The 18,119-nt window shown below is 50.6% G+C and carries 13 protein-coding genes; 5 read left to right on the top strand and 8 right to left on the bottom strand.

Going from position 1 to position 18,119, the window contains the following annotated elements; translation table 11 throughout:
- Window positions 1-46: 46 nt before the first annotated feature.
- The 4 genes from QEH59_RS15805 (at window position 47) to QEH59_RS15820 (ending at window position 6,474) form a co-directional block, all read left to right on the top strand.
- Window positions 47-3,217: an efflux RND transporter permease subunit gene (locus QEH59_RS15805; protein WP_308986351.1), complete on the top strand. Its 3,171-nt coding sequence runs from the start codon at window positions 47-49 to the stop codon at window positions 3,215-3,217.
- A 104-nt stretch (window positions 3,218-3,321) separates the two neighbouring features.
- Window positions 3,322-4,452: an SO_0444 family Cu/Zn efflux transporter gene (locus QEH59_RS15810; RefSeq protein ID WP_308986352.1), complete on the top strand. Its 1,131-nt coding sequence runs from the start codon at window positions 3,322-3,324 to the stop codon at window positions 4,450-4,452.
- A 118-nt stretch (window positions 4,453-4,570) separates the two neighbouring features.
- Window positions 4,571-5,560, top strand: coding sequence for a sodium:calcium symporter (locus QEH59_RS15815; protein ID WP_308986353.1), 990 nt, complete (start codon window positions 4,571-4,573; stop codon window positions 5,558-5,560).
- A complete protein-coding gene (locus QEH59_RS15820) occupies window positions 5,557-6,474 on the top strand; it encodes a PfkB family carbohydrate kinase (RefSeq protein ID WP_308986354.1) in 918 nt (305 codons plus the stop codon). Before QEH59_RS15815 ends, QEH59_RS15820 begins: the two co-directional genes overlap by 4 nt.
- Here QEH59_RS15820 and QEH59_RS15825 read toward each other — a convergent pair.
- Window positions 6,465-7,880, bottom strand: a complete 1,416-nt coding sequence (locus QEH59_RS15825) for an alkaline phosphatase (protein ID WP_308986355.1) — start codon at window positions 7,878-7,880, stop codon at window positions 6,465-6,467. The genes QEH59_RS15820 and QEH59_RS15825 overlap by 10 nt on opposite strands.
- A 124-nt stretch (window positions 7,881-8,004) precedes the next feature.
- Window positions 8,005-8,229: a hypothetical protein gene (locus tag QEH59_RS15830; protein WP_308986356.1), complete on the bottom strand. Its 225-nt coding sequence runs from the start codon at window positions 8,227-8,229 to the stop codon at window positions 8,005-8,007.
- A 194-nt stretch (window positions 8,230-8,423) separates the two neighbouring features.
- Here QEH59_RS15830 and ppk1 point away from each other — a divergent pair, with 194 nt between their 5' ends.
- Complete coding sequence (gene ppk1 / locus QEH59_RS15835) at window positions 8,424-10,583, top strand: polyphosphate kinase 1 (protein WP_308986357.1); 2,160 nt, start codon at window positions 8,424-8,426, stop codon at window positions 10,581-10,583.
- A gap of 154 nt (window positions 10,584-10,737) precedes the next feature.
- Here the strand turns inward: ppk1 and dnaA are convergent, their stop codons facing one another.
- The 6 genes from dnaA to QEH59_RS15865 all read right to left on the bottom strand — a co-directional run bounded on the left by dnaA (window position 10,738) and on the right by QEH59_RS15865 (window position 17,833).
- The gene (gene dnaA, locus QEH59_RS15840; RefSeq protein WP_308986358.1) at window positions 10,738-12,141 is read right to left on the bottom strand and encodes a chromosomal replication initiator protein DnaA; all 1,404 of its coding nucleotides are present in this window, start codon (window positions 12,139-12,141) and stop codon (window positions 10,738-10,740) included.
- 526 nt (window positions 12,142-12,667) lie between these two features.
- Entirely contained in the window at window positions 12,668-13,630 is a 963-nt protein-coding gene (gene hprK, locus QEH59_RS15845) for an HPr(Ser) kinase/phosphatase (protein WP_308986359.1), read from the bottom strand.
- Window positions 13,631-13,643: 13 nt separating this feature from the next.
- Window positions 13,644-14,384, bottom strand: coding sequence for an LPS export ABC transporter ATP-binding protein (lptB, locus tag QEH59_RS15850; RefSeq protein ID WP_308986360.1), 741 nt, complete (start codon window positions 14,382-14,384; stop codon window positions 13,644-13,646).
- A 261-nt stretch (window positions 14,385-14,645) separates the two neighbouring features.
- Window positions 14,646-16,091, bottom strand: a complete 1,446-nt coding sequence (ahcY, locus tag QEH59_RS15855) for an adenosylhomocysteinase (protein WP_308986361.1) — start codon at window positions 16,089-16,091, stop codon at window positions 14,646-14,648.
- A 133-nt stretch (window positions 16,092-16,224) separates the two neighbouring features.
- The gene (gene metK / locus QEH59_RS15860; RefSeq protein WP_308986362.1) at window positions 16,225-17,388 is read right to left on the bottom strand and encodes a methionine adenosyltransferase; all 1,164 of its coding nucleotides are present in this window, start codon (window positions 17,386-17,388) and stop codon (window positions 16,225-16,227) included.
- 73 nt (window positions 17,389-17,461) lie between these two features.
- Complete coding sequence (locus QEH59_RS15865; protein ID WP_308986363.1) at window positions 17,462-17,833, bottom strand: helix-turn-helix transcriptional regulator; 372 nt, start codon at window positions 17,831-17,833, stop codon at window positions 17,462-17,464.
- Window positions 17,834-18,119 lie beyond the last annotated feature (286 nt).

Raw genomic sequence — 18,119 nt, forward strand, 5'->3', positions numbered from 1 at the left:
GCCATCATTCATCCGCCATAACTCATCCACCATCACCCATCAATAAATGATTCGTTGGTTCACACAAAACGGCGTCGCCGCCAATCTGCTCGCAGGCATTATCATTGTCGCAGGCCTCTTCACGGCGATGAGTATCAAGCTGGAGCTATTTCCTGAGCTAGACCTCGACATGGTCAGCGTTGCCGTGCCCTACCCCGGCGCCGCCCCGGAGGAAGTGGAAAGCGGCATTATCGAGCTGATCGAAGACCGCATCCAAGACGTCGACGGCGTCAAAAAAATAACCGCCACCGCCGGCGAAGGCTACGGCTCGGTACTGGTCGAAGTCGAACGCGGCTACGACGCCACCGAAGTCAGCGACAAAATCAAAGTGCGCGTCGATGCCATCGATAACTTCCCGGAAGAAGCGGAAGAACCGCAGGTGGAAGAACTACTCATTCGCAATGAAGTGATCTCACTCGCAGTTTATGGCGACGCGGATGTGAAAACTCTCAAAGAGATCGCCGAGTATATTCGCGATGAGCTCAACGTCCGCGAACACATCACACAAGTAGACATCAAAGGCGTCGCTGAATTTGAGATTTCAATCAACGTATCTGAAATCGCACTACGCCAATACGGCCTCACTTTCGACGACGTGGTGCAAGCCATCCGCAACACATCCGTCGACATCCCCGGCGGCTCGATCAAATCCCGCGGGGGCGAAATTCTCTTACGCACCACAGGCAAAGCCTACACCGGCGCGGGCTTCGAAGATATGCCTGTCATCACTCGCGCCGATGGCAGTGTCGTGCGCGTGCGCGACCTCGCCCGCGTAGAGGACGGCTTCGTAGACGATCCCCTCATCACTGAATTCAATGGTCAACGCGCGGTGCTGCTGCGCATCTATGCCGTGGGCGACGAGAGCGCACTGGATGTATCCGGACGCGTGCAAAGTTTCGCCCGAACGATCGATGCCGACCTGCCAGCCGGCATTCAAGTCGAAGCCTTTCGCGACTTCACCTACTACCTCAAAGGACGCCTGCAGATGCTAATCGAGAACGGCCTCTACGGCCTGCTCTTGGTGCTGCTGATCCTGACGCTCTTCCTACGTCCCTCACTCGCTTTCTTCGTGATGCTAGGCATCCCGATTTCCTTTCTCGGTTCGATGCTCTTCCTGCCGATGCTGGGCATCAGTATCAATCTGGCCTCGCTCTTCGGCTTCATACTGGTGCTCGGCATCGTGGTGGACGACGCGATCATCGTGGGCGAGAGTGTGTTTACCCAATTTCAAAAACACGGCGGCCCCGGCGTGGAAGCCTCTGTCGCCGGCACCAAGCGCGTTTCGATTCCGGTCACCTTTGCAGTGCTCACCACCATCGTGGCTTTTCTGCCCATTCTCACCATCCCGGGCTTCTTAGGTAAGTTCTTCTACCCGATCCCGGTGGTCGTGATCGCGACTTTGATCTGGTCCTTAATCGAGTCAAAACTAGTGCTCCCCTACCACCTCACGCTGTGCAACGTAGGCGGCGGCAGTCGTGGAGAAATTAACTGGCTACAACGACAACAGCGCAAAGTAGCCGACGGCTTGGAACGCTTCATCGAGCATCGCTATCGACCGGTATTGAAACGCGCGATACAGTTTCGCTACGCCACGGTGGCCGCCTTTGTCGGCACACTTATGATCATGTTCGGCATGCTGGCGGGCAAACACCTGCCCTTTGTCTTCTTTCCCCCCGTGCCCTCGGACTACATCGTCGCCAAACTCGTGATGCCCGAAGGCACCCCGGTCGAACTCACCACCCGTGCGATTGAGCAAATGAATGACGGGCTCAATCAGTTGATCGAAGAGATCAAAGAAGAAGGCCACGGCGAGCCCTTTGACAACGTCGTCATCACCATCGGTGGGCAACCCTTTGAAGGCAGTGGCGGCCCCATGGGCGATGACCAGGGCAACACCGGTACCCACATTGCCGAGATTGCAGTGGAACTGGTCAAGCGCGAAGACTTGTCCAGCGGCGGCAATATCGAATCACTCTCCGCGCCCAATCTCGCGAATCGCTGGCGCGATATGATCGGCCCGGTAGCCGGCGTGAAAGAGCTCTCCTTCAATGCCAATGCAGCCGGTGCCGCCGGCATGCCGATCGACATACAACTCTCCGGCCGCGATTTCGACAGCCTGCAAGCCGCCTCCGAAGCGATCAAAGCGAAACTCGCCACCTACGAAGGGCTCTTCGACATCAAAGACAACTACAGCAGCGGCAAACGAGAAATCAAACTCGACATCCGCCCCAGCGCCGAGCCCCTCGGACTGCGCCAATCCGACCTAGGTCGCCAAGTGCGCGCCGCCTTCTACGGCGTCGAAGCCCAACGCATTCAACGCGGTCGTGACGACATCAAGGTCATGGTGCGCTACCCACTCGACGAACGACAGTCCGTCGAGAACCTCGAAGACCTACGCATCCGCACCTTCGACGGGCACGAGGTCCCCTTCGATGAAGTCGCCGACTTCAAAATCACCGACGGCTTTTCTTCCATTACCCGCGTCGACCGCCGACGCGTGATCAACATCACCGCCGACGCCGACAAAAACATCGCCGACCTCGGCCTCATCAAGGCCGACCTCAAAGGGAAGCAAGCGGTGAGCGGCTTTCTCAGCAGCCTGATGAAAGACTATCCCGGCGTATCCTGGACCTTCGAGGGAGAGGCCCGCGAACAAGCCGACATCTTTGCCAGCCTACAACAAATGACGCTGATCGCGCTCTTCATCATCTACGCCCTACTCGCGATCCCACTCAAGTCGTATATTCAGCCGGTCATCGTGATGATCGTCATCCCCTTCGGCCTGATCGGAGCCATCGGCGGCCACATCATCATGGGACAGCCCATGAGCATCCTGTCCGTACTCGGCTTCGTCGCACTTGCCGGTGTGGTGGTCAATGACAGCCTGGTGCTAGTCGATTTCATCAATCAAGAACGTGCCCAAGGCATGCCTCTGCGTAAAGCCATCGAAGAAGCCGGCGCCTTACGCTTCCGCCCAATCATCCTCACCTCACTCACCACCTTCGCCGGCCTCTTGCCAGTGCTATTTGAGACCAGCCTACAAGCGCAATTCCTCATTCCCATGGCCATCTCCCTCAGCTTCGGCGTGCTCTTTGCCACCTTCATCACCCTGCTCTTAGTCCCCGCATTTTACTCGATCCTAGAAGACCTCCGGGAAAAATGCATGAAACAGACATAAGCAAAAATAAAATCCAAGACTCCGACTCCTATAACGCTCGAGATACGACTAGGAATATAACGGATGAGATTGAGTCTTAGAATAATTAGGTTACACATGCGTGTATGCTCACATTTTTATCTAGCTTCGCTCATAACACCTGGGACTTGGTAGCCGAGATGGCTCCCTACCTATTGTTCGGCTTTGCCTTTGCAGGCTTACTGCATGTCTTCATTCGACAAGACTTCGTGCAACGTTGGCTTGGCAAGCCAGGACTCGATGGCGTCATCAAGGCGAGTTTGCTTGGCGTACCGATGCCTCTCTGCTCTTGTGCAGTCATTCCAGTCGCCGCTTCACTACGCAAGAGCGGAGCTACCCGCGGAGCCACTGCCTCTTTTCTTAGCTCCACACCACAGACGGGGGTGGATAGCATCTTAGCGACCTACGCCCTACTGGGCGGCCTCTTTACCACGGTACGCGTAACGGTCGCCTTTATCACTGGAATCGTAACAGGCTATCTGATCGAACTCTTTTGCAAGACTTCCAGCACCCAGCAGACGCAAACAAAACCACAGGCCTTTGAGGCTCTTTCATTCGCCCCTCCCATGGAAACACCGGCCCCGAAGTTGGCCTCGCTCTCCAAGTCGCAGGCCGACGCACCAAAATCTTGCTGCGCCAGCAAACAAACCAATCACACTAATAAGCCAGTAGCAGCATTACGCTACGCATTTGTTACATTACCCTCAGATCTAGCGAGTGCCCTGATACTTGGTTTGCTGCTGGCAGGCTTAATCACCACATTAATGCCCACCGATTTGTTAAGCGGTTCTCTAAGTAGCGGTCCGCTAGCCTTTTTATTGGCCACAGCGATTAGCCTCCCTCTCTATGTTTGTGCCACCGCATCCATTCCTATGGCATACGCATTAATGGCAGCCGGACTCTCTCCCGGAGCGGCATTAGTGTTCCTGATTGCTGGCCCCGCGACGAATACCGCCACCATCGTAACCGTGTGGAAAATGCTAGGGCGCAAGGCCACCACCATTTACTTGACCAGCCTGTTGGTCATCTCATGGCTCGCGGGATGGCTCTTCAATACAGCCTTAAGTGGCGAGGCTGCCGAGCATGCCATGCACATGCACGGGAATATGCGCCCCAGCCTATGGCACCATGCTTCCGGCCTACTATTGATTGGATTACTGTGCTTCTCCGTTTGGAAAAGTCGTCGCTCCAAAGCAAGGTCTTGCTGCGCGGGTTAAAAGTATACTCACTACGCTACTATCGATGGATACCAAAGCTCCCGATTTCTAATTCACAGACCGCATGGGCATTGAATAAAAATTTGCGATTCGCGCATCCAACACACAGCTTATCTGCTTGGAAAATTTACAGACACAAATAGCAGATTTCGCTGGCGCATGGACGCCCCTGGTACTCGTTGCGCTCTTTTTATTAAGCTCGTTACTCATAATTTGGCGCTTGGAATTAATGTCCAATCGCGGCGTTGAAGGTACGGTATTGGGCACACTTTTCATGCCCTACTTTTCGGGTCTGGGAAATTTAATTTTCATCTGGGTAGTACTACAACAAGACGGACCAGCCTCAGAGGTGGCGATCAATTCATGGACCAATAATCTGACCAATCTTTGTCTTCTACTGGCCTTGCCTGCACTCATTTGGGGCATCGACTTAAACGCTCACTCACGCACCTCCAAAGCACAACGCGCATCAAAAATCCACCGGCTCTCACTGGCACTGACACTGTTGGCGATGATTTTCTTTAGCCTGACAGTATGGGTTTTGGGCCAAGACGGCGCAATCGACCGCTTCGATGGTCTGGCACTGGTCGGGCTTTTTGTCTTCTGGCAATGCTTCCATATCTTCGAAGTGCTCAAGGAAAATACCCGTAAAAACAGCAGTTGGCAGCCAATGATTGTGTTGGATGTTTTACTTATTCTTCTTGGTAGTTTTGCCACCCTACTCGCGGTGGATGGCATAGTCAGTGCCATTATGGAAGAACAGGATGGATTCTTCAGCGGTCAGCAGCTAGGCTTACTCACAGGTTGGCTCATGGTATTGCCGAACGCAGTGCTCGCTTTCTATTACGCTTGGAAACAACGCGGCGATGTGGTCTACAGCTCTCAGGTGGGTGATGGACACATATGTATTCCACTTTGTATCGGTCTCTTCGCAATTTTTAAACCGATGCCACTGCCTGCCTTTTTTCAAAATGGGCTACTCTTTATATCCGCAGTGACTCTGGTACACCTCCTCTGTGTGGTACTCCTACGCGGATTACCTAAACTGGTCAGTGTCGGGTTATTAGTGATCTATGCCTATGCACTCTATATTCAACTATCGTTATGACTGTGTCTCCTCCAGAAATCGATGTACTCTGTGTGGGCTATGCCTGCATAGACATTAACTTCAATGCACCGCACCACCCCGGTGCAGACGAAAAAGTAAGAGCACTTTCAATGCATAGCTGCGGTGGCGGCCCTGCATCCAATGCCGCAATCACCATCGCTCGACTTGGTGGTCGCAGCGCATTTTCCGGGTATTTAGGACAGGATGCCTATGGCCAGGCACATCTATACGAACTGACACAGGCTGGAGTCGCTACCGTAGGTCTGTTACGCGGAGAAGCCCCCACACCAGTGGCCGCCGTCACCATTAAGCCGAATGGCGATCGCTCCATCATTGATTATCGAGCACCGGCTACAATTGTCCCGCCGGATCTCATAACTTTAAAATCTGGGCCTCCACGCGTCTTACTGGTAGATGGACATCAGCCTCAACTCTCCTTAAGCCTCGTCAACGAGGCTCGTCAGCTCGGCATTCCCACGGTGCTGGACGCAGGCTCGATCAATGACGGCACACAACGACTCTATAACCAAGTCGATTACTTAATTACCTCCGAAAAATTTGCACGCCAGTTCAGCGGCGAGTCAGAGCCAAGAACTGCTCTTGCAGCACTGGACGGGTCAGCTCCAATCATCGCAGTCACATGGGGTGACAAAGGTGTGTACTGGCTTGATGAAGCTGGTCAACATCACATGCCAGCATTTGATATTGAAGCCGTGGATACCACCGGCGCCGGCGACGCCTTTCACGGTGCCTTTGCACTCGGACTCGCACAAGGCATGCAACTGCGCGCAAACCTACGTCGCTCCTGCGCCACCGCTGCGCTCACATGCCTGCAGATCGGTGCCCGCAGCGCCTTACCCAAACGATCCCAAGTGGACAAACTCTTTGGTGCCGCGCCAGCGAACTATACTTGAATGCCTAAAGCTGCTGTCATGATTCCAAACATTTCATTGTTGTGCACAAAACCAGGTATGGACTCCGATCCTGGCCCCAGCGCATAGAGCTCCACACACTCCGCAGTGTGATTACCAGAAGTCCAACCGACCGCAGTCAAATCACGAATTTGCTCTCCAAATGCTTCGATTAACACACCGCTAAGATACTTCACCTCCGCGTCAATCGCAGCCTGAACCATAGCGCCTTGCTCGGCAGTCGCTTCGATACCAAATGCCAATTGAATGGCTTGCGCATCAAACTGCTTCGTTTGCATGAAGCGGCTGTGCAACCATTCGAAACTATGCTTGAACTGATTCACCCGCTCCAAGGCGGGGCCGCTGTCACTATAGCTAGGACCAGCCCCATTGAGTTGGCAACCTCCCGTGCCATGATCAGTCGTAATGACCAATAAGGTCTCCGGGTGCTGCTCCACATATTCCAAGGCAATAGGTAGACAGGCATCGAACTCAAGAAACTCATGCAAAATCGCCGCCGTATCATTGCCATGACCCGCGTGATCAACGCGACCACCTTCCACTTGTAACACGAAGCCATCTTTTGCTTGATCCAGCCGCAACAATGCTGCGCGAAACATCTCCTCCAAGCCCGGCACCTGCTGATGCATCGCCTCATTGGCACGATCGATACGATAAGGAATGTGACTCTGTGCAAAAAGGCCAATTAAAGGTCCACTGCCTTGAGCGGCTGCAGAAAGCTGCTTCGAATCCTGCACAAAAGTATATCCCTTATCAATAAAGCGAGGTATGTAATCAAGCACACCGCCATCTTCTTGCTTTTGTTTAAAGTGTCGTGCGCCACCGCCTAAAATAACATCCACTTCCCGCTCAAAATACTGCTGAGCAATCACATCCTCCAGATTGCGTGATTCTGCATTCGCAGCAAACCCCGCAGGAGTGGCATGCGTAACACGACAGGTAGTCACCAAACCAGTGGCCTTTCCCGCCTGCTTTGCATAACTAAGGATAGGTTTACGCATCACGCCATCTGGCGTCATATTGAGCGCACCGTTGTTAATGCGATGACCGCAGCCCCAGGCACTCGCGGCAGCAGAAGAATCAGTAACAGGTGAACTAGCCGAAGCCGTATCCTGATACGCACGTCGTAAGCCCTCCCGCTCTAGCAACTGAATCCAATTCAGAGGCTGTTGCTCATTATGCAATTTCCAATGATGGGCTAAAGCAACCGTACCATGGCCCAAACCATCCGCCACGAGAAAAATCACATTCTTCGCCTGCCCGCAACAGGCGGCACTTGTAGGCGCTGAAGTCGCCGTTGCACCATGAGCGGTGAGTAAAGACGCTGCACCAGCAAGGCCGGACAGCTTAAGAAATTGGCGACGTGAGGACGGAGCAAGTTTTTCCATAGCGCCATAGCTAGCAGCCTGACGAATCAAGCGAAAGCTGGAAATGAGCGTTCAAGCAAATTTCACAAAAAAAACGCCGGCCTCAGATGAGAACGGCGTTGAAAGTTAGTGGCGCTCGACTCAATTAATCGCGATAGCCTTCAATATTGCCAGACTTGTAACGTTCCATAAGAAGTCCCGAACCAGTCGAGCCTTCGTAGGCAGTCTTTTGGCCGACGCTATCGTCACTGGCTGCACCAGAACCAGTCGCTGGCGCGGCCTCTCCGGTAGACGTTGCGTTTTCTTGCGACGCGCAACCTGTGAAGAAGAGTGCAGCGATAAGGAGTGAGATAATGTGTAATAGTTTCATAGTATATAATAAGTTGCATCGTTATGGTCAGGCATTTTTCGAATGAATGCAACCTTCTTGAGGTTTATTCTTCAATTCAATTAGGGTCTCGCCTCAAAGCCAGATCTACAATCTATGTTAAAAATGGCCACTGTCATGGGCTCTGACTTGCCTAAAAGGCTGAATTGCCCCATCTAAAGTATATCCATAGATACATGAGCACTGCTAATACGACACACACCCCTCCTCGCTTTCCATATTTTAACCGTGAACTTAGCTGGTTGGCCTTCAACCGGCGCGTGCTAGAACAAGCCGAGTCCACGGAATATCCTTTACTGGAGCGCATGAAATTTCTGGGGTTTGTCAGTTCAAACCTTGATGAATTTTTCGAGATCCGCGTCGCCGGCTTGCTGCAACAGGTCAAATCTGGTGCCATTGAACGAGGGCCTGATGGCCTGGGCCCCAAAGAGCAATTACGCCGCATACAAAGCATCTGTAAGCGCTTAATTGCCGACCAGTATGCCTGTTGGGAGCAGCAAATCGTCCCGGGGCTCAAAAAAGCGGATATTTTATTTACCAGTATCGACGAACTCACCCGTAACGAGAAAAAATGGGTGGAGACCTACTTCGAAGAACAGATTTTTCCGGTGCTGACGCCACTGGCCATAGACCCAGCTCATCCCTTTCCACAGCTCACGAACAAGGCGCTCTACATACTCGCATCTATAGATGATCCAGAAACACGTATCATTGAGCGAATGATGGCAATCATCCCAATCCCGCGTGTGTTACCACGCATCATTAAAGTTGGCGCGTCGCGTCGCGGCAAACCCGAGGTATATGTATTTCTAAGCGATATTGTACAGCGATTTATTAAGCGTCTCTTCCCCGGCTATCGGGTCACCTCGTCCGTGCCCTTCCGCATCACACGAAACAGCGACCTCTACATCGATGAAGAAGAGGTTGAGAACCTCTTACGTAAAATCGAAGAAGAACTCATGAACATGCACAAGGGAGCTGCAGTTCGACTGGAAATTGCCAAGGGCGCGGATCCTGCCCTGATGCAAGAGTTCTTAGAGGCGATTAAATTACAACCTGAAAATGTGTATACCATCGAAGGCCCGCTCAACTTCTTCCGACTCATGAGCGCCTACGATTTAATTGATCGGCCCGACTTAAAATTTCCGCATCATACTCCCTATGTACCCAAGGAGCTGGAAAACCCAGAGCGTATCTTTGATCAAATTGCGACTAAAGATGTGCTACTGCACCATCCCTACGACAGCTTTCAGCCCTTCATCGACTTCCTAAATCAAGCTGCCCGCGACCCGCAAGTGTTTGCCATTAAGCAAACACTGTATCGCACCTCTGGGGATTCACCCATCATTGAGGCACTCATGGAAGCCTCTCGGCGCGGCAAACAAGTCACCGTACTAGTCGAAATCAAAGCCCGCTTTGATGAGGCCAATAATATTCAGTGGGCGCGTCAATTAGAAGACGTGGGGGTACACGTGGTATATGGACTCGTCGGCCTAAAGACACACTGTAAGACCTGTATGGTCGTTCGCCGCGAAGGCACAGCACTACGACGCTATGTTCACCTCGGCACCGGGAACTATAATCCTAAGACTGCCCGGCTATATACAGATCTCAGTTTTTTCACCTGTAGAGAAGATATCACCAGTGAGGTCGCGGGTCTTTTTAACACACTAACAGGCTTTTCCCTCACGCCGAGTTTTAAAAAACTCCTGGTGGCCCCCTTCACTCTGCACAGCAATATGCAGAAACATATTCGTACAGAAACACGTAATGCCAAGGCAGGCAAACCAGCCCGCATCATCGTACAAACAAACAGTCTGGTCGACCAGGAAACGATCGACAATCTGTACCGCGCCTCACAAGCGGGTGTCAAAATCGACCTCATCGTTCGCGGTATTTGTAACTTGGTGCCCAATATCAAGGGGGTCAGCGACAATATCCGTGTACGCAGCATCTTGGGGCGCTATCTCGAGCACAGCCGCATCTTCTACTTTGAAAACAGTGGAGGGACTCAAGCCCATATCTTAGCAGGCAGTGCAGACTGGATGCCACGCAATTTCTACCGTCGCATCGAAGCGATCTTCCCCATTGAAGATCCCGAGCACCGCAAGCGCGTCCTGGACCTACTCGAAACTTACCTCAAGGACACTCGCAATGCACGACTGCTACGTTCCAATGGCTCCTACTATAAACCCTCACGCAAAAAGGGAGGTAGCCAGCTGAGCGCCCAAGAGTACTTTATCAAACAATCTGAGTCCAATCGCAGCGCTCAAGAAATGGAATTAAGCGAAGAGCCCGAAATTGTGCCGATCACTCAAATCTCGGAACCAAAATAGTCTTCGATACCGTGCCCTCCAAAGCCCTGCGGGCGTGCGAGCGTTTCTCAAAAGTGCCCAAAAACGACTACAATTTTTGCTAGTGAAGGCCGCTTGCGGGAAACAGGCCCTTAGCCGCCTCCTACACCTCCACGGTCTCCGCGCCCAAAAAACCCTAACTGCGTTCCTTGGAGAGTTGTTTAATCAAATAATCCACTCCACGTTTAACGCTGCCATCTTGCTCCATCATATTCTCCACCTGCTTGCAGGCGTGAATCACAGTGCCATGATCACGGCCACCAAAGGCATCCCCGATCGACTTAAGCGGGTCACTGGTCAAAGTGCGGGAAATATACATCGCCACTTGGCGGGGAAAAACAATGGCGCTGGTGCGACGACGACCGATCAACTCACTAAAACGGATTTTATAGTAATCCGACACCTTCTTCTGAATCTGATCAACAGTCACCTTACTCGCTGCTTCTTCATGCAAGAGGTCGCTAAGAAGACGCTCAACCGCATTCAAATCCAATTTGCGATCAATTAAATTATCGTAGCCAGCAATGCGCGTAAGCGCCCCTTCCATACGACGCACATTACGAGAGACGCGCTCGGCGAGAAAATCCATAATCTCGTCATCAAGTTCAATTTTCATCGCTGCAGCCTTATTCCTTAGAATTGCAACGCGAGTTTCGAAATCAGGAGCCTGAATGTCGGTCACCAATCCCCACTGGAATCGGGAAATCAAACGATTTTCCAAACGCTCGATTTCATTTGCCGGCCGGTCACTTGCCAAAAAAATCTGACGCCCCGATTCAAACAGATCATTAAATGTATGGAAGAACTCTTCCTGAGTACTCTCTTTCCCCGAGAGAAAGTGGATATCATCCACCAATAGTGCATCCACATTACGATAATACTGACGAAATTTGGTTAGCTTATTCTCACGAATCGCATGAATGAACTCATTGGTGAACTTTTCAGTCGAAACGTAGGCGATTCGCGCATTGGGATTATTTGCCAACATCTGGTGAGCCACCGCATGCATCAAGTGAGTTTTGCCTAACCCGGTCTCACCAAAGACAAACAGAGGATTATAGGCACGCCCTGGCGCATTTGCGACCGCAATCGATGCAGCGTGCGCGAGCTGACAGCCCGAACCAACCACATAGTTTTCAAAAGTATTACTCGGATTGATCAGCGTACGGTGTGTGGGCGCTGCCTGAGTGACCGGACGATCATGACGCAAATCCGGGGACTGCCGCCCTGAAGCTGATAGGCGGTTCTTTGAATCTGCCTGATTCGCTTCCTCAGCCTCCTTAGGTTTCTCGACTTCAATTTTCACCTCCACGGCACTCCCAGCGAAGCTACGTGCCTGCTGGATGATGATATCCAGGAAGTTATTCTCAATCCAAATGGCATTAAACTCAGAGTTCGTCGTCAGCACGATTTTGGAATCAGTCTCAACGGTGCACACCAGCTCACTAAACCACATTTCGTATACATCTGCGGGAAAGAGATTCTTAAGTTCTTTATTGGTGCTTTGCCAGAGTGAGGCTGCGGTTTGAGTGGTGGACATAGACGTTTAAAAGTAGAAGAAATCGTTAATTATTCACAGTGCTAGGTAATGTGCGAGTCACATAGATACGCGAGACTGAGAAAACTGAAAAGAAGAATAGAAAAAAGCGCTGAGGTAACCCGAAGAAGACTTTAACGGCTAAAACATGGAACCGAGCTAGTCTTTGGTAATAAGTAAGTTACGTGTTTGTTATAATAGAAAAAGGCAGAGTAAAAAAGTTGTAAGTCGTTGAAAATCAGCCGTCAAATAAAAGTCATGTCACGGCGATAAAACAAAGAATCGACAGCAAAATGCACAACGCAAGGCCAAGTTCTACACAAGTTATTCACACTCTATTCCCGAATAACTATTTCAGTTTTTTCGCAACGAATGTCACATGTCCGTGACAGTTTTGTTAACCACTGAAAAAGTGGCATTTCGGGAATCTATCACAAAGCACTAAAGCTATTCTTATTAACGATAGCCAATTAAAAAAAATGAATTGGCACAGTAATATTTTTTGACCAACGGCTGTCGAAAACAGCCCCTACTTCGTCATATGTGCGATTAAGCGATCATTAAATTCAGCTGCGGAATCATGACCGATTTTCATAAGTGCCTGAACCATAGCAGCCACTTCAACTAAACGTGCCATGTCACGTCCAGGGCGCACAGGAATCTCCATCAGCGGCACCTTGAGGCCTAAAATTTCCATGTGTTGTTCTTCCAGCCCAGTGCGCTCCTCGTGCATGCCGCGCGTCCAATTATGGAAATTGATCATTAAATCGATACGTTTTTCTACTCGCACCGAGCGTACACCAAAAAGCTCGGCTACATTAATAATTCCCAGGCCACGACACTCCATATAGCCACGGCTCAACTCAGATGAGGTGCCTAACAGCTCACGCTCGCTGACTCGTTTAATATATGTCAAATCATCGGCAACCAGACTATGCCCACGCTCGATGAGTGCCAACGCGCACTCACTCTTGCCCACACCGCTCTCACCGCAAATCAGCGTGCCGATCCCCTGAATGTCAAGCAATGTGCCGTGCATGTGCGTACGAGGCGCAAACTTATCCTCCAGCAAAAGCGTCGCTTCTGTCGTAAAAGTTTTCGACTTAAGTGGTGAGCGAATGATCGGCGTATTATATTTATCGGCTAATTTACAAAGGTGCTTAGTTGGCGCCAAATTACGCGAAATAATCAGGCAAGGCACCTTACGTTTCAGGATTTCAGTCATGATCGAGGTCTGCTCGGCTTGACTTTTTTCCCGGATATAGGCCATTTCCCCAGCCCCCAAAAGTTGTATTCGTTTAGCTGCAAATGCCTTAAAGAAACCGACCATCGCTAGAGCGGGACGATTTAAGCTGCGCTCACGGATGGTATTATCCAAGCCCGACTCACCGGCAACCAACTCCATCTCCAGCGGCTCCTTGAAGGATTCATAAAAATCACGAACTGAAACAGCTTCGACGAACTTGGTATTATTACGTTGTACAGCGCACATTATAAAGCCTTGGTTACATATTAAAATCCTCGCCGAGATAAAACTCACGACTTTTCGGATCATTGATCAAGAATTCACTACTGCCTTCACTGAGAATAGATCCAGCATGCAATAGATAGGCACGATCCACAATGGCGAGTGTTTCCCGCACATTATGATCAGTAATCAAGACACCGATCCCACGCTCCTTAAGTTGAACAATAATTTTCTGCACTTCGCTGACACTGATCGGGTCCACCCCGCTAAAAGGCTCATCCATCAAAAGAAATTTAGGGTTGGTCACGAGGGCCCGGGAAATTTCCAAGCGTCGGCGCTCCCCGCCACTCAATGTATAGGCCTTCTGCGAGGCTAAGGGAGTCAACCCTAGCTCATCGAGGTGCTTTTCAATACAGGCCTTCCGCTGTGCCTTGTTAAAGGGCATGGTCTCCGCTACTGCACGAATATTCTGCTCGACGGTCATCTTACGAAAGATCGAAGCCTCTTGCGGCAAATAACCAATTCCGCAACGTGCACGCCGATACATAGGCAAATGAGTCAATTCATCATCATTTAAGAAAACGCTTCCCGCGGTGGCCGGCACCAAGCCAACCACCATATAGAACGTCGTGGTCTTCCCCGCACCGTTCGGTCCCAATAAGCCGACAATCTCGCCAGCATCGACATGAATATCGACATTATTCACAACGCGACGCTTCCCGTATTCCTTAATCAGGCCACGCGTTTCAATCTTTGGAGTAGCTGCAGTATCAACCATAAATGTAAATCAAAAGCATTGGCAACCCATTCGGCAATGCAATCCTTTAGCCATCTCTCTCAGTCCACAGACACGCGTGAACCAATCCGCAGCAAAGCGAAATCCATTCAGACGCCTGCTTGACAGTAGGGGGGACACTCATGTCTCGAGATAGAGGGTAAATTAAAAGGGAACGTGAAACCTCAGATACACGCAGGCAAAAAAAACGCTCCCGAATAAACGGGAGCGTGGTAAATACTACAAGGAGACCTTTCTGCAGGCCTAGTAGCGATAGTGCTCAGGCTTATATGGGCCCTCTGGCTTCACACCAATATACTTAGCCTGCTTGTCAGTGAGCTTGGTTAATTTACAGCCGATCTTATCCAGGTGTAAACGCGCCACCTCTTCGTCGATGTGCTTGGGCAAGATATACACACCCGGTGTATATTTCTCGACCTGCTTCCAAAGCTCAATCTGCGCCAGCGCCTGATTGGTGAAGCTGTTGGACATCACAAAAGACGGATGTCCAGTTGCACAGCCGAGATTCACCAGACGTCCTTTCGCCAATAAGTATATACTCCGACCGTCTTCAAAAGTATATTTATCGACCGCACCTTCATTGTCTGGCTTAATCGACTCAATATCCACCCCGGGCATATCATTTAGTGCATCCACACCGATTTCATTGTCAAAGTGACCGATATTACAAACGATCGCCTGATCCTTCATTTTAGACATATGGTCGGCCGTAATGATACCGTAGTTACCTGTAGTGGTGACATAAATATCGCCCCACCCCAGCGTATCCTCAACAGTCAACACACGGTAGCCTTCCATAGCAGCTTGCAGTGCGCAAATCGGATCCACTTCAGTTACAACAACTTGAGCGCCCATACCCTTAAGTGCAGCCGCACAGCCTTTGCCCACATCACCGTAACCACAGACCACTCCAACCTTTCCGGAAATCATCACGTCAGTCGCCCGCTTGATACCATCCAGTAGCGATTCACGACAGCCGTATAGATTGTCGAACTTCGACTTAGTCACAGAATCATTCACGTTAATCGCGGGCACCAATAGCTTGCCTGCGTTATGCATTTCATAAAGACGGTGAACTCCTGTAGTGGTTTCTTCAGAAACTCCTTTCCAGTCCTGAACCACACTATGCCAGTGAGCAGGCTTCTCGGCATGCACTTTCTTGAGCAAGCGCTTAATCACTTCCTCCTCCAAGCTCTCCGAATCAGAATCCACCCAGTCACTTCCATCTTCAAGCTCGTAGCCCTTATGAATCAGCAAGGTCGCGTCGCCGCCATCGTCCACAATCAATTGTGGCCCCGAACCATCAGGCCATGTCAAGGCCTGCTCCGTACACCACCAGTATTCCTCAAGAGTTTCGCCCTTCCATGCAAAAACAGGCACTCCAAGGTTTTTAGCAACATAGGCAGCCGCATGGTCTTGCGTGGAATAAATATTGCACGAACACCAACGCACATCCGCCCCCAGCGCCTGTAATGTTTCAATCAAAACCGCAGTTTGAATCGTCATGTGCAAGGAGCCCATCACGCGAACTCCCTTTAAAGGCTGCTCTTTCGCATACTTCTCGCGTGTAGCCATCAAGCCTGGCATCTCAAATTGTGCAATCTCAACTTCCTTGCGTCCAAAGTCCGCGAGATTAATGTCCTTCACCTTATAATCGATGCCGGTCTTGGTCTGTGTGTCTATGCTCATAGTGTATTTAAATAAGTTAATAATATGTTTTTATTGCCCGTAAAGGGCACGAAGGTAGTGCGAAGGCGATAGCACAGGGCTAGCAAAATGTCCTACTCTGCCATCACCTCCCCAATTGACGTCCGCCTCTACTCTATAGCGCTGCCTTCAGTTCTTCGGCTTTCGCAGTGGATTCCCATGGTAGGTTTTCCTTCGCAAAGTGACCGTAGTGGGTGGATTCACGGTAGATTGGACGCAGCAAATCAAGTTGGCTCACAATATCCGCAGGTTTAAAACTAAAGACCTTTTGAGCAGCCGCCGCAATCTTTGCATCCTCAACCACACCAGTACCAAAAGTATCTACGTGAATACTGGTCGGATACGGATATCCAATCGCATACGCAACTTCCAGTTCACAGACTTCGGCCAAGCCGGCAGCGACAACATTCTTAGCCACCCAACGAGTGAAATACGCAGCAGAACGATCGACTTTTGAAGGATCCTTGCCCGAGAACGCGCCGCCTCCGTGACGTGCCCAACCACCATAGGTATCCACAATGATTTTACGTCCCGTCAAACCAGCATCCCCCTGTGGGCCACCGATCACGAAATTACCGGTTGGATTAATTAAATACTCCGTTTGATCTGTTAATAAATCCGCAGGCAACACCTTACGAATCACTTCCTCAATACAAAACTCCTTGATCTGAGCATGTTTCACATCAGCGGCGTGCTGGGTCGAAATCACAACATTCTTAATCGCGACCGGTTGACCATCGACATACTCCAGGGCCACTTGACTTTTCACATCAGGGCGCAACCAGTCGACCTTCACCTCCTTGCGCTGACGCGCGATCTCACGCAACAAACGATGTGCATACATAACTGGCGCAGGCATCAACTCCTGAGTTTGCTTGCACGCATATCCAAACATAATGCCCTGATCGCCGGCACCTTGCTCAGCTGTTTCCTTACCTTCCGCCTTGGCCGCATCAACGCCCTGCGCGATGTCCGAAGACTGCGCAGTCAGAATATTAGAGATAAATACCTTATCCGCATGAAAGACATCATCGTCATTTACATAGCCGATATCGCGAATCGCCTGGCGGACAATCGCCTCGTAGTTCAACACTGCATTGGTCGAAATCTCACCAGCGAGCACCACACAATTACTCTTGACCAAGGTTTCACAGGCCACGCGGCTCTTCGGGTCCTGCTCCAAACACGCATCCAATACGCTATCGGAGATATAATCAGCTACTTTATCGGGATGGCCTTCGCCGACCGACTCGGAGGAAAAGATGAAATTTTTGCTCATAATTGCGGCCAACTAATGGAACCTCGAGCAAAATTGCAAGCATTACATCAAGATATCAGGATGGATTGATATGTTATCGTGATACCTCAGAACCATGTTCTCCAACACTCCAATTCTCCAAAGCTTTAAACTCCTCTGCAGGGTCATCGTATAATTCTTGCTCCGATTGCGCCCAGTCCAACAGTTCCTGTACTGGGCGATGGGCCTGCGTGGAATGACGTAAAGCCACACTCCCATCGATCTCATAACGATTTTGCCGTCCCGTCTTAGTACGCTGCAAATAGCCCGCCTCCTCCAACTCGGCCACAATACGTTGCACTGCTCGCTCGGTAATCCCGATCGCCAACGCAACCTTTCGCAGAGGCTGATCAGGATGCACTGACAGATAAAAAATCACATGCGCATGATTTGTAAAAAAATCCCAACGAGGCTCACCAGATTTCATTTCCGCAGACTATAAATGATCGCTCACATATAAAGCATGAATTTCATTTCGAACTAGACAGATATAAATAGCCCCCTGCCTCAAACAAACAGATCTCCGCTAGAGGCGCCTCAATATGCCCAGCAATCCCATAGAAAAAGATCCATCCAAAAAAATAAATTATTTTACAGAAACACCGCTTGACATGAGCAATTCCATTTCTACTGTCCGTGCTTTCCCAACTTTTTGGGGTAGTAGCTCAGTTGGTTAGAGCGCCTGCCTGTCACGCAGGAGGCCGCGAGTTCAA

It is taken from the genome of Thalassobacterium sedimentorum (genome assembly GCF_031127905.1).
GTDB lineage: Bacteria > Verrucomicrobiota > Verrucomicrobiia > Opitutales > Coraliomargaritaceae > Thalassobacterium > Thalassobacterium sedimentorum.